This window comes from Massilia sp. ZL223, from assembly GCF_018119395.1.
Classification (GTDB): Bacteria; Pseudomonadota; Gammaproteobacteria; order Burkholderiales; family Burkholderiaceae_D; genus Telluria.
Window position 1 is genome coordinate 12,146 of the sequence record NZ_JAGPWD010000001.1, and the last position, 12,673, is coordinate 24,818.

Genomic DNA, 12,673 nt, shown 5'->3' on the forward strand with positions numbered 1-12,673 from the left:
TAAGCTTTACATTTGGTTACCGCCCTATTACCGTTTAGGTAATCATTACCCACGTGGAAATGCCTGCTTTGAGCGTGATCAAGTAAGCATTCTTAAAGACGGGGAATGTGATGTGGGGTGGACGGAGATCGCCCACCCAAGGCGCTACGGACGCAGCACGCCTGCCTTGTAGACAGCCTTGCAGGGATTGAATCCGATCGCATACGCCAGGTCGGCGGGACGTGCGATATCCCACAGGGCCAAATCGGCCTGCTTGCCCACTTCCAGCGTCCCGATCTCCTTCTGCAGCCCCAGCGCGCGCGCCGCATTGGCAGTCGTGCCGAGCAAGGCTTCCTGCGGCGTCAGGCGCCACAAGGTGCAGGCCATGTTCATCGCCAGCAGCAGCGAGGTCATGGGCGAGGTGCCGGGATTGCAGTCCGTCGACACCGCCATCGGCACGCCGGCTTCGCGCAATGCGGCCACCGGCGGCTGCACGGTCTCGCGCAGGAAGTAATAAGCTCCCGGCAGCAGCACGGCCACCGTGCCCGCATTCGCCATGGCGGCGATCCCTTCCGGCGACAGGTATTCGAGATGGTCGGCGGAGAGTCCGCCAAAGCGCGCCACCAGCGCGGCGCCCTGCTGGTCCGACAGCTGTTCGGCGTGCAGCTTGACCGGCAGGCCGAGCTTGCGCGCGGCGGCGAAGATGCGTTCGGTCTGCGCATTGCTGAAGCCGATCCGCTCGCAGAAGGCGTCCACCGCATCGACCAGTCCCTGCCCGGCCAGCTGCGGCAGCATGCGCTCGCAAACTTCGGTCACGTAGTCGTCGGCGCGGCCGGCGAATTCCGGCGGCAGCGCGTGCGCGCCCAGGAAGGTGGTCGCCACCCGCACCGGCAGCAGCTCGCCGATGCGGCGCGCCGCTTGCAGCATGCGCGTCTCGGACTCCAGCTCCAGCCCGTAGCCGGATTTGATCTCGAGCGTGGTCACGCCTTCGCGCAGCATGGCCTGCACGCGCGGCAGGCTGGCCGCGACCAGCGCGTCGACATCGGCTTCGCGCGTGGCGCGCACCGTCGACATGATGCCCCCGCCCTGGCGTGCGATGTCCTCATAGGTGGCGCCGTTCAGGCGCGCTTCCCATTCGTTGCTGCGGTTGCCGGCGTGGACGATGTGGGTGTGGCAGTCGACCAGCCCCGGCGTCATCCAGGCGCCGCCGCAGTCGTGCTCCTGCACCGCGCGCGGCGCCTGCGCGCGCGGTCCGATCCAGGCGATGCGCCCGTCCTTCACCGCCAGCGCGGCGTCGCGCTGTTCGCCGTAGCCGCCCGCCATCGTGGCCAGGTGGACGTTGGTGAACAGCAGGTCCATCTCACTCATACATTTCCTCGTCGTCTTCGTCGGAGTGGTAGTACACGTCGACGATGAAGATGGTCGCCTGCCCCGCTTCCAGGTTCCAGGTCTTGTCCGGGTCCAGCACCACGGCGTCGTAGCGCACCAGGCCGATGCGCTCCTCGTCGTTGGACAGTTCCAGGCTGTCGCCCTCGGCCAGGAACAGCACGGTGACGTCGGCGCGCGTCACGAAGCGCGAATCGCCGCTCAGGCGGCGGCGTCCGAACTGGTGGTAGCAGCGCTCGCTGCGCGTCATGACGTTGAAATCCGTCGTCACGCCCCGGCTGAGTTTTGCGAAGACTTCCGAGCTGCCGTCGAACTGGGCCACCGGCTCGGCTTCGCAAATCAGGCTCGGCTCGCCGTCGATCTGCAGGGTCATGCCGTGGCCCTCGACCAGGGCCAGGGTGCGGTCCACGCCGGGGAACTGCGAAAACGCGCCATCCTCGGCGATGGTCGCCAGGCTGACGCGCCAGTCGAAGTTCTCGAAGCCCGCATCCGGCGGCCCGATCGCGATCTCGATGGTGCTGCCGCCGCCGTTCTTCCACGGCACCGGCGACAGCCCTGCAAACGGAATCAAGACGGTCATTGGCTCCCCTCCCGCAACTGTTTGACAGCTAGGCGATAGCGCTGTGCGATCGCATCCTGCGCCATGTGGCGTCCACCTTGCACCACCCAGCGCCCGCCGCACAGCACGTCGCGCACCAGGTTGTCGTTACCGCAGAACAGGAAGCGTCCGAGCACGTCCGCATCCTGCACGCCATCCAGGTTCGGATGGCTGCCGTCGAGTACCAGCAGGTCGGCGCGCCTGCCCTCCTCCAGCGCGCCCACGCGGCGTCCGGCCGCCCTGGCGCCACCCTGCAATGCAGCTTGCCACAGGAATTCGCCCACGTCGCGCTGCTTTTGTGTGACGGCGACGTTGCGGCGCTGGTGGATCAGTCGCTGGCCGTATTCCAGCCAGCGCAGTTCTTCCACCGGGCTTTGCGAGACGTGGCTGTCGCTGCCCACGCCAAAGGCGCCGCCGGCTGCGATGAAGGCTTCGAGCGGAAACAGGCCGTCGCCCAGGTTCGCCTCGGTGGTCGGGCACAGGCCGGCGATCGCGCCGCTCCGCGCCAGGGCCTGCACCTCGCTGTCGTTCAGGTGGGTGGCGTGCACCAGGCACCAGCGCGCATCGAGTGCGACCTGGTCCATCAGGTATTCGACCGGGCGCTTGCCCACATAGGCCAGGCATTGGTCGACCTCGCCCTGCTGCTCGGCGATGTGGATGTGCAGCGGGCGTTCTTGCGGCAGCGCGGCCGCCAGTTCGCGCACCTGGGCGATGGAAGCCGCGCGCAGCGAGTGCGGCGCGGCGCCGACTTCGACCTGGCCGCCGCGCAGCGGCGCGAGCGCCTCGACGATGCCAAGCACGTCGTCCACGCCGGTGCGGAAGCGTCCCTGGGCTGGTGTCAAAGGCTTTTCGCCGAAGCCGGCATGGCTGTACAGCACCGGCAGCAGGGTCAATCCCATGCCGGACGCCTGGGCGCCGGCGGCGACGCGCTCGGCGGTCTCCGCCACGCGCGCGTAGGGCTGGCCGTCCGGGGCACGCTGCAGGTAGTGGAATTCGCACACCGAGGTGTAGCCATGACGCAGGCACTCGACGAAGAGCTGGGCGGCGATGGCCTCGATCTGCTCCGGCGTGATGCTGGCGGCGAAGCGGTACATCAGATCGCGCCAGGTCCAGAAGCTGTCAGGGCCGTAGCCGGCGCGCTCAGTCAGGCCGCCCAGCGCGCGCTGGAAGGCGTGCGAGTGCAAATTGACCATCCCCGGCAGGACGTAGTCGGCGCGCGCCACGCCCAGCGGCGCAGGCGATTCAGGAACGATATGGGTCAGGTCGCCGTGGATGTCCCACTCGACCAGGACGTCGCGCCGCCAGCCTTCCGGCAGCAGCGCGTGGCGGGCGAATAAAGCTCTCACGCATCACCTCTCTTCTGCACCCAGTCCACCGCGCCCTGGATCATGGCGCGCAGCAGGGGCTGCACCTCGGCCGCCACATCCGGGCGGTATGCGAAGGGCGGCGCCTCGTTCATGTACAGGCACTGGCACATCTCGAGCTGGATGGCGTGCACCTTCTCTTGCGGCTGGCCATAGTGACGGGTGATGTGCCCGCCCTTGAAGCGGCCGTTGACGGCGACGCTGAAGCGGTCCTGGGCGCGCGCCACGTCCACGATGGCGTCTTCCAGTCCCCTGGCGCAGGACTTGCCGTCCGCGGTGCCGAAGTTCAGGTCCGGCAGCTTGCCTTCGAAGAAGCGCGGCACCCTCGATGCGATGGAATGCGCGTCCCACAGCACCACGCTGCCGAATTCGGCCTTCAACCGGTCAAGCTCGGCGCGCAGCTGATTGTGATACGGGCGCCAGTAGGCTTCCAGGCGCCGCTGCACCTCGGCTTCGTCGGGCTCCTGCCCTTCCCGGTACAGCTTTTCGTCGCCGAAGGTGTCGACCGGGCACAGGCCGGTGGTGCTCATGCCCGGATACAGGTTGGTGTTTTCCGGAGGCCGGTTCAGGTCGATCAGGTAGCGCGACCAGCGCGCCGACAGCACCGACACGCCCATCTCCTCGAGGAAGCCATACAGCTCCGGCAAATGCCAGTCGGTGTCGGCGCGCGCCTGCGCGCAGGGCGCAAGCCGCGCGGCGACCTCGTCGGGGATGTCGGTGCCCACATGGGGCATCGACACCAGCATGGGGACCCTACCTGCCTTGAACCGGAACTCCATTACGACTCCTGTGGTTGTGGATTACGGGTGCAGCACCGTAAACAGCTCCTTGCTCGACGCCGACAGCGCGCCGCTGACGACCATCTTGCGCGCGGCCTCGATGTCCGGCGCGAAGAAGCGGTCGGCATCGTAGGGCGCCACGTGCTGGCGCAGCGCGGCGTGCACCTGCTCCAGGATGGCGGAGCTGGTCAGCGGACGGTGGAATTCGATGCCCTGGGCCGCCGCCAGCAGTTCGATCGCCACGATAACAGACGTATTGTGCGCCATCTGGTCGAGACGGCGCGCCGCGAAGGTTGCCATGCTGACGTGGTCTTCCTGGTTGGCCGAAGTCGGCAGGCTGTCGACGCTGGCCGGGTGGGCGTGCGACTTGTTTTCCGAGGCCAGCGCGGCCGCCGTCACGTGGGCGATCATGAAGCCCGAGTTCAGGCCCGGCTCGCGCACCAGGAAGGCCGGCAGGCCGGACAGGTTGGCGTCGATCAGCAGCGCGATGCGGCGCTCGGCCAGCGCGCCGATCTCGGCGATCGCCAGCGCCAGGGTGTCGGCGGCGAAGGCCACCGGCTCGGCATGGAAATTCCCGCCGGAAATAATCGTGCCGCTTTCGAACAGCAGCGGGTTGTCGGTGACGGCGTTGGCCTCGATCAGCAGGGTGCGGCCGGCGTTGGCGATCAGGTCCATCACGGCGCCCATCACCTGCGGCTGGCAGCGCAGGCTGTACGGGTCCTGCACGCGCTCGTCGCCCACCAGGTGCGAGGCGCGAATGGCGCTGCCCGCCACCAGCTGGCGGTAGATGTTGGCGGCGGCGATCTGGCCCGGCTGGCCGCGCACGGCGTGGATGCGCGGGTCGAAGGGCGCGTCCGAACCGCGGGCGGCATCGACCGACAGCGCGCCGGTGACCATGCCCGCTTCCAGCAGGCGCTCGGCCATGAACAGGCCGTGCAGGGCCAGCGCGGTCGAGACCTGGGTGCCGTTGATCAGCGCCAGGCCCTCTTTCGCTTCCAGCTCGATCTGCTCGATGCCGGCGGCGCGCAGGGCGTCGACGGCGTCCAGCAGTTCGCCGTTCACGCGCACCTGGCCCACGCCCAGCATCGGCAGGGTCATGTGGGCCAGCGGCGCCAGGTCGCCCGAGGCGCCGACCGAGCCCTGGGACGGGATCGCCGGCATGATGCCCGCGTTGTACATCTTGATCAGGGTCTCGATGATCGCCGGGCGCACGCCCGAGTAGCCGCGCGCCAGGCTGCCGATCTTGGTCAGCAGGATCAGGCGGACGATGGTGTCCGACAGGAGTTCGCCGGTGCCGACCGCGTGCGACAGGATCAGGTTACGCTGCAGGGCCGCCAGCTGGTCGTGCGGGATGTGGGCCTTGGCCAGGATGCCGAAGCCGGTGTTGATGCCGTAGGCCGGGTCGCCCTTGGCGACGATGGCCTTCACGGTTTCGGCCGAGGCCTTGATCGCGGTCCAGGCCTCATCGGCCAGGGTCAGCGGCACGTGGGCGGCCCAGACGGCGCGCAGGTCGGCAAGCGCCATCTGGCCGGGTTTCAGGGTGAGTGCGTGATGGTGGTTCATGGTGTGCTGCCTTACTTGATCATCGGGAGGTTCAGGCCATTGCGCTTGGCCGTTTCAATCGCGCTTTCGTAGCCGGCGTCGGCGTGGCGCATCACGCCCGAGCCGCTGTCGTTCACCAGCACGCGCGCCAGGCGCTTGGCGGCGGCGTCGGTGCCGTCGGCAACGATCACCACGCCGGAGTGCTGCGAATAGCCCATGCCCACGCCGCCGCCGTGGTGGAGCGACACCCAGGTGGCGCCGCCGGCGGTGTTCAGCATGGCGTTCAGGAGCGGCCAGTCGGACACCGCGTCGGTGCCGTCGCGCATCGCTTCGGTTTCGCGGTTGGGGCTGGCGACCGAGCCGGTGTCCAGGTGGTCGCGGCCGATGACGATCGGCGCCTTCAGTTCGCCGGTACGGACCATCTCGTTGAAGGCCAGGCCGGCGAGGTGGCGCTCGCCCAGGCCCAGCCAGCAGATACGCGCCGGCAGGCCCTGGAAGGCGATGCGCTCGCGCGCCATGTCGAGCCAGCGGTGCACGCGCGCGTGCTGCGGGAACAGTTCCTTGATCTTGGCGTCGGTTTTATAGATGTCTTCCGGATCGCCCGACAGGGCCACCCAGCGGAACGGGCCGCGGCCTTCGCAGAACTGGGGACGGATGTAGGCCGGCACGAAGCCCGGGAAGGCGAAGGCATCCTCGACGCCCTCGTCCTTGGCCACCTGGCGGATGTTGTTGCCGTAGTCGACCGCGTAGGAACCCATGGCCTTGAAGTCGAGGATGGCGCGCACGTGGATGGCGCAGGACTTGGCCGCGGCGGCCTTCAGGCGCGCATGCTCGGCCGGATTCTGCTGGGCGGCCTTCCATTCTTCCACGGTCCAGCCGAGCGGCAGGTAGCCGTTGATCAGGTCGTGGGCCGAGGTCTGGTCGGTGACCAGGTCGGGGACGAGGCCGCCCATTCGTCCACCTTGGGCGCGCTGCACCAGCTCCGGCAGGATCTCGGCGGCATTGCCCAGCAGGCCGATCGAGACCGCTTCGCGGCGCCCGGTGTATTCCTTGATCATGGCCAGGGCTTCGTCGATGTCCTTGGCCTGCTTGTCCAGGTAGCGGGTGCGCAGGCGGAAGTCGATGCTGCTCTGCTGGCATTCGATGTTCAGCGAGACCGCGCCCGCAAAAGTAGCAGCCAGGGGCTGGGCGCCGCCCATGCCGCCCAGGCCGGCGGTCAGGATCCAGCGGCCGGCCATGTCGCCGCCGAAGTGCTGGCGGCCGGCTTCGGCGAAGGTCTCGTAGGTGCCCTGGACGATGCCCTGGGTGCCGATGTAGATCCAGCTGCCGGCGGTCATCTGGCCGTACATGAACAGGCCCTTGCGGTCCAGTTCATTGAAGTGTTCCCAGGTAGCCCATTTCGGCACCAGGTTGGAGTTCGCCAGCAGCACGCGCGGGGCGTCCGGATGGGTCTGGAACACGCCGACCGGCTTGCCGGACTGGATCAGGAGGGTCTGGTCGTCCTCCAGTTCCTTCAGGGAGGCGAGGATCTGGTCGTAGCACTCCCAGTTGCGGGCCGCGCGGCCGATGCCGCCGTAGACCACCAGGCTTTGCGGGTTTTCCGCGACCTCGGCGTCGAGGTTGTTCTGGATCATGCGGTAGGCGGCTTCGGTCAGCCAGCTCTTGCAAGCCAGTTCGGTGCCGCGCGGGGCTCGGATCACGCGGGACGGGTCGACGCGCGGGTCGTCGAGACGGTTCGATTCAGTGGTCATGGCGGCTCCTTCGTGAAAGGTCGGGGCGTGCGCATGGGCGCACGCTGCGTGCTGCACTGAAGTCTAAGTTGTCTATACAACTAAGTCAAATCATTTTGGCATGCTGTTTTTGTAGTGGTGTGCGTGCAAACTTGGATCCCGGCCTTCGCCGGGATGACGTTTCAATGTACGTAGCCTTAAGACCGTCGTCCCGGCGAAGGCCGGGACCCAAGTTCGTCGCGTACCACTACATTACTTCTTGAAGACCTGCTTGCCCGCCACCCACGTCTCCAACACCCCCGTCTTGTGGATGTCATACGTCGGCATCCTGAACAAATCCCGATCGATCACAATAAAGTCCGCCTGCTTCCCCGCCTCCAACGACCCCAGCGAGTTCTCCTGATGCCCCGCATATGCCGCATCCAGGGTGAAGCACCTGAACGCCTCCTTCAGCGACATCGCCTGGTTCGGATACCACCCCGCCACCGGCTGCCCCTGCGCATCCTGGCGTGTCACCGCTGCATGGATGCCAAAGAAGGGATTCGGCGCCTCCACCGGGAAATCCGACCCGCAGGCGATCTTCGACCCCTGGTGCAGGAAGCTGCGCCACGCATACGCGCCCTTGATGCGCTCCGGCCCCACGCGGGTCTCGGCCATGTTCTTGTCCGAGGTTGCATGCGTCGGCTGCATCGACGGAATAATGCCCAAGGTCTTGAAGCGCGGGATGTCTTCCAGGGTCACGACCTGCGCGTGCTCAATGCGGTGGCGCTGCGCCGCGCTTTTTGTGACGCCCAGCTCTTTCTTGTAGATGTCCAGGATCTGGTGGTTGCCCGCGTCCCCGATGGCGTGCACGTTGACCTGGTAGCCCTTGCGCATCGCCTTGGCCATCATCGCATCCATCTGCGCCGTCTTGAAGAACAGCAGTCCGTGCGAATGCGGCTCGTCGCTGTACGGCTTAATCAGGGCCGCGCCGCGGCTGCCCAGCGCGCCGTCAGAATACAATTTGACTGAACGCAGCGCGTACATGCCCTTGCCGTAATCCTTCAAAGGCCCGTTCTTCGCCAGCTCGTCGAAATCCTTGTCGGTGCCGCCGATCATGGCGTACACGCGCGCCGTCAGCTTGCCCTGGTCGGCATAGGCGCGGTACAGGCGGTCTTCGGCCACGCCGATGCCCGCGTCGTGCACGCTGGTCAGTCCCACGCGTGCGATCTCCTGCAGTGCGCGGTCCAGCATCACCCGGCCTTCGGCCTCGGTCTGCCGCGGCAGCACCTTGGCCACCAGTTCCTGGGCCGCATCGACCAGCACGCCGGTGGCTTCGCCGTTCGCGTCGCGCATGATCTTGCCGCCCACCGGATCGGGCGTGGACTTGGTGATGCCGGCCAGCTTCAGCGCGCGGCTGTTGGCCCAGCCGGCGTGGCCGTCGACCCGCTCCAGCCATACCGGACGGTCGCTCACCACGGCGTCCAGTTCGGAAGCAAGCGGGAAGCGGCCCAGCTTCCAGTTCTCCTGGTTCCAGCCGCGGCCGCGGATCCAGGCATGGTTAGCATTGGCGCGCGCGTAGTCGCCGATCGACTTGATCGCCCCTTCCAGCGAAGTGGAGCTGAACAGGTCGAGCTGGGTCAGCTGCTGGCCCAGGCCGAACACGTGGCCATGGGCGTCGATCAGGCCCGGCAGCACGGTGCGGCCCTGCATGTCGATGCGGCGGGCGTTCTTCGCCTTTGCCGCCACGTCGGCGCCGCTGCCTACCGCAATGATTTTCCCTTGGTCGTCGAAGGCCAGCGCGGTGAACTGCACCAGGTCGCCCTTGGCGTTCAGCGTGTAGCCGTTGGCGTTGTCGATGACGGTGTCGGCCAGGGCCGGCAGGCTGCCGAGGGCAGCCAGGACAAACAGGGAAATCGGGCGGATGCGCATGCTTTTTCTTCTCCGTGAAATAGGTGTACCGCGCCTCGTGGGCACGGCTCGGAGAAGTGTATAGCAAAGCTAAGCCGCGTCGTGAAAGATGATGCCCAATGTATGACGATTTCCGCGCCGCAGCCGGCTCACACCATGGCGCATGGCCACGCGGTAAATACCGCGCGTGCCCTGCACCGGCCGATGGTTGACGGGGAAGACCACGGCGTCTCCCTGCCCGAGCGCCACGACTTCGGCGCGCGACTGCATGCGCGGACGCTGTTCCGTCAATACGAACTCGCCACCCTCGAAGTCCTCGCCGGGCCGGGACAGCAGAACCGCCACCTGCAGCGGGAACACATGCTCGCCATACAGGTCCTGGTGCAGGCAGTTGTAGTCACCTTCGCGGTAGCGCAGCAGCAGCGGCGTCGGGCGCAGCTGGCCGGCATCATGGCAGCGCGCCAGGAAGTCCCCGTGCGCATCCGGAAAGCGCTCTTCGAGACCGAGCGCGGCCTGCCAGCGGTTGGCGATGCGCGCCAGCGGCGGATACAGCTGGGTGCGCATCCAGTCCAGCGCGCCCGGCAGCGGATACGCAAAGTATTGGTATTCGCCGCGTCCGAAGCCGTGGCGCTCCATCACCACGCGGCTGCGGAACTGGCCGGCGCCATCGTATAGCGAGGCGTACCACGCGCATTCGTCGCCGGACAGCAGCCCGGGCATGACGGCGCAGCCATGGTCGTCGAGCTGCGCGGCCACGGCATCCCAATCCACCTGCATCACTGGCCCGCCTCGCGGTCCAGCAGCACGCGCTTGCGTTCGATGCCCCAGCGGTAGCCGGACAGCGAACCGTCGGTACGCACCACGCGATGGCAGGGAATCGCCACCGCGACGGGATTGGCGGCGCAGGCTCCGGCCACGGCGCGTGCGCCATCCTTCAGGCCCACGCGTTCCGCCAGTTCGGCATAGCTGACGGTCTGGCCGGCCGGGATCTCGCGCAGCGCCTGCCACACGCGCTGCTGGAAGGCGGTGCCGCGCACATCGAGCGGCAGCTCCAGGCCGACGCGCGGGGCCTCGACCAGCCCGATCACCTGCGCCACGGTCCGCTCGAATCCGGGCTCGGCGCCGATCAGCTCCGCGCGCGGGAAGCGCTCCTGCAGGTCGTGCACCAGGGGCTCGGGCTCGTCGCCGATCAGCACCGCGCAAATGCCCCGCTCCGTCGCCGCCACCAGGATCGCGCCCAGCGAGCACTGGGCCACCGCGAAGCGGATGCTCTCGCCCTGCCCGCCCGAGCGGTAGCTGGCGGGTTTCATGCCGAGCAGGCCGGTCGAGGCGGCGTAGAAGCGTCCGCTCGATCCGAAGCCGGCGTCGTAGATCGCGTCGGTCACGCTGGATGCCTCCGGCAGCTGGGCGCGCACGCGCGCCGCGCGCTGGGCCGCCGCATAGGCCTTGGGCGTGATACCGGTATGGGCCTTGAACACGCGGTGGAAATGGAAGCGGCTCATGCCGGCCGCCTGCGCCAGGCTGTCGAGATCCGGTTCTTCTTCCGAGGCCTCGATCAGGCGGCAGGCGCGCGCCACCGCTTGCGCCTGGCGCTCAGCCAGCGGCGCCTGGTCCGGCTTGCAGCGCAGGCAGGCGCGGAAGCCCGCGGCTTCCGCCTCGGCGCAGCCGGCATGGAAGGCGACGTTGGCGCGCAAGGCCCCGCGCGAGGGGCAGGACGGGCGGCAGTAGACGCCGGTGCTGCGCACCGAATACACGAAACGGCCGTCGGCGGCGCGGTCGCGGCGCTGGACGGCGTCCCAGCGGGCTTCGTCCGTATCGAATGCTTGGGTGGGAATGGCGGCGGTCATGGCATGCTCCGAATAGCGAATGGCTCCATCCTAGCGCCTGGCGCCAGGGGAGGCACTCCGGGTCTTGCTTTCGAATCAGGTTAAAATCCCGGGTGACGGCAGCGCCGCCCCGGCCTGTCATTATCGGCTCCGGGAGAGTAGTTTGGAAGAACAGACCGCGCAAGACAGTACCCCCATTTTCCAGCGCATCAAGGATTACCTGGTCGGCGAGATCGCCGCCGGACGCTGGAAGGAAGGCGACCTCGTGCCCTCCGAGCAGGCCCTGGTGCGCCAGTTCGGCGTGTCGCGCATGACCGTCAACCGCGCCGTTCGCGAGCTCACCGCCGAGCAGGTGCTGGTGCGGCGCCAGGGTTCGGGCACCTACGTGGCGCCGCAGAAGTACCAGGCCACCCTGGTCGAGATCCGCAACATCGCCGACGAGATCCGCGAACGCGGCAAGCTGCACCGCGCCAGCGTGCGCCTGCTGCGCCAGGAGGAAGCCGACGACGAACTGGCCGCCGAGTTCGAGCTGGAGCCGGGCGCGCCCCTGTTCCACTCGCTGATCGTGCACTTCGAGAACGACGTGCCGATCCAGCTGGAAGACCGCTGGGTCAACCCGGACTGCGCCCCCGCCTACCTGGAGCAGGACTTCACCGTCATCACTCCGAACGAACACCTGATGCAGGCCGCCCCGCTGCAGGGCGCCACCTATACCATCGAAGCCCATCCGGCCCAGCCGGAGGTGGCCGCGGTGCTGGCGGTGCCGGTGGACAGCTGCTGCCTGGTGCTGCACCGCCGCACCACCTCTGCCGGAAGGGTGGCTTCGGTCGCCACGATGTGGCATCCAGGCCACTTGTCGCGCTTTACCGGCAGCGTATAAGGCCACTTGCGGCAAAAAATGCGGCAGGACTGGCCATTTGTTCAAAATCCTGGCCATAATGGCCCTCCTTCCTCAGCCGCGACCATTTCCATGAGCCGAACCGACGCCCCTGTACCGAGCGACGCCCCCAAGCGCGTGCTGGTGCTCGACGACGACCGCTTCGTGCTGGGCGTGCTGGAAGAGATGCTGGGCGAGGTCGGGCGCTACCATGTCGCCACCGAGGCCGATGCCCGGGACGCGCTGGCGCGCCTGGACGAGCACCGTCCGGACGTCATGATCTGCGACCTGGTGCTACCCGATATGGATGGCATCGAGTTCCTGCAGGCCGCCGCCGGCCAGGGTTTCCGCGGCAAGGTGGTGCTCATCACCGGCTACGACGACGGACTGCGCGAGGCCGCCACCGACCTGGCGCGCGCCCTCGGTCTGCAGGTCGCCGGGGCCTTCCGCAAGCCGATCGGCGCCGAGCAATTGCGGCGCGCCGTGGAATGTTGAGATTTTGTACAAACTGCTAAACACTTTTTAAAAAAATGGGGTATTATTCGCCTCATTCCCCGCCTGACATCCCCTAGCCGTTCTTCCTTATTGAAATATGCACACAGTGTCTCCACCATTGTGTAGCAGCAATACGGTAACTCTAAGCAGTGCACGGCAGCCGGCTGAGACATCGTTCTGTCTCCAGGCGTTAATTGATCCTTACCT

11 protein-coding genes are annotated in these 12,673 nt (G+C 67.3%); 2 read left to right on the forward strand and 9 right to left on the reverse strand.

The window, feature by feature from the left end:
* Positions 1-144: 144 nt before the first annotated feature.
* The 9 genes from hutI to ada form a co-directional block, all read right to left on the reverse strand.
* Positions 145-1,347 (reverse strand): imidazolonepropionase, encoded by a 1,203-nt coding sequence (gene hutI / locus KBW95_RS00055; RefSeq protein ID WP_211527204.1) that lies wholly within the window; start codon positions 1,345-1,347, stop codon positions 145-147.
* A complete protein-coding gene (locus tag KBW95_RS00060; RefSeq protein ID WP_211523492.1) occupies positions 1,340-1,945 on the reverse strand; it encodes a HutD family protein in 606 nt (201 codons plus the stop codon). The genes hutI and KBW95_RS00060 overlap by 8 nt, the downstream gene beginning before the upstream one ends.
* Entirely contained in the window at positions 1,942-3,309 is a 1,368-nt protein-coding gene (locus KBW95_RS00065) for a formimidoylglutamate deiminase (RefSeq protein ID WP_211527205.1), read from the reverse strand. Before KBW95_RS00065 ends, KBW95_RS00060 begins: the two co-directional genes overlap by 4 nt.
* Positions 3,306-4,106: an N-formylglutamate deformylase gene (gene hutG, locus KBW95_RS00070; protein ID WP_211527206.1), complete on the reverse strand. Its 801-nt coding sequence runs from the start codon at positions 4,104-4,106 to the stop codon at positions 3,306-3,308. Before hutG ends, KBW95_RS00065 begins: the two co-directional genes overlap by 4 nt.
* A 21-nt stretch (positions 4,107-4,127) precedes the next feature.
* Positions 4,128-5,669, reverse strand: coding sequence for a histidine ammonia-lyase (gene hutH, locus KBW95_RS00075; protein ID WP_211527207.1), 1,542 nt, complete (start codon positions 5,667-5,669; stop codon positions 4,128-4,130).
* An 11-nt stretch (positions 5,670-5,680) separates the two neighbouring features.
* Entirely contained in the window at positions 5,681-7,399 is a 1,719-nt protein-coding gene (gene hutU, locus KBW95_RS00080) for a urocanate hydratase (RefSeq protein WP_211523496.1), read from the reverse strand.
* Positions 7,400-7,630: 231 nt separating this feature from the next.
* Entirely contained in the window at positions 7,631-9,289 is a 1,659-nt protein-coding gene (locus KBW95_RS00085; protein ID WP_211527208.1) for an amidohydrolase, read from the reverse strand.
* Between the two features lie 69 nt (positions 9,290-9,358).
* On the reverse strand, positions 9,359-10,045 hold the full coding sequence (locus tag KBW95_RS00090; RefSeq protein WP_211523616.1) for a 2OG-Fe(II) oxygenase: 687 nt from the start codon (positions 10,043-10,045) through the stop codon (positions 9,359-9,361).
* Complete coding sequence (ada, locus tag KBW95_RS00095) at positions 10,045-11,115, reverse strand: bifunctional DNA-binding transcriptional regulator/O6-methylguanine-DNA methyltransferase Ada (protein WP_211527209.1); 1,071 nt, start codon at positions 11,113-11,115, stop codon at positions 10,045-10,047. The genes KBW95_RS00090 and ada overlap by 1 nt, the downstream gene beginning before the upstream one ends.
* Before the next feature lie 142 nt (positions 11,116-11,257).
* Between ada and hutC the strand changes: the two genes are divergently transcribed.
* Together hutC and KBW95_RS00105 are read left to right on the forward strand one after the other, a co-directional pair.
* A complete protein-coding gene (gene hutC, locus KBW95_RS00100; RefSeq protein ID WP_211523499.1) occupies positions 11,258-11,974 on the forward strand; it encodes a histidine utilization repressor in 717 nt (238 codons plus the stop codon).
* Between the two features lie 90 nt (positions 11,975-12,064).
* Complete coding sequence (locus KBW95_RS00105) at positions 12,065-12,466, forward strand: response regulator (protein ID WP_211527210.1); 402 nt, start codon at positions 12,065-12,067, stop codon at positions 12,464-12,466.
* Positions 12,467-12,673 lie beyond the last annotated feature (207 nt).

What these genes read in the sequence shown, in the direction of transcription:
- hutH (WP_211527207.1), bottom strand. Translation starts at nt 5,669, where the DNA reads ATGAACCACCATCACGCACTCACCCTGAAACCCGGCCAGATGGCGCTT.
- KBW95_RS00090 (WP_211523616.1), bottom strand. Translation starts at nt 10,045, where the DNA reads ATGCAGGTGGATTGGGATGCCGTGGCCGCGCAGCTCGACGACCATGGC.
- hutG (WP_211527206.1), bottom strand. Translation starts at nt 4,106, where the DNA reads ATGGAGTTCCGGTTCAAGGCAGGTAGGGTCCCCATGCTGGTGTCGATG.
- KBW95_RS00085 (WP_211527208.1), bottom strand. Translation starts at nt 9,289, where the DNA reads ATGCGCATCCGCCCGATTTCCCTGTTTGTCCTGGCTGCCCTCGGCAGC.
- ada (WP_211527209.1), bottom strand. Translation starts at nt 11,115, where the DNA reads ATGACCGCCGCCATTCCCACCCAAGCATTCGATACGGACGAAGCCCGC.
- KBW95_RS00105 (WP_211527210.1), top strand. Translation starts at nt 12,065, where the DNA reads ATGAGCCGAACCGACGCCCCTGTACCGAGCGACGCCCCCAAGCGCGTG.
- hutU (WP_211523496.1), bottom strand. Translation starts at nt 7,399, where the DNA reads ATGACCACTGAATCGAACCGTCTCGACGACCCGCGCGTCGACCCGTCC.
- KBW95_RS00060 (WP_211523492.1), bottom strand. Translation starts at nt 1,945, where the DNA reads ATGACCGTCTTGATTCCGTTTGCAGGGCTGTCGCCGGTGCCGTGGAAG.
- hutI (WP_211527204.1), bottom strand. Translation starts at nt 1,347, where the DNA reads ATGAGTGAGATGGACCTGCTGTTCACCAACGTCCACCTGGCCACGATG.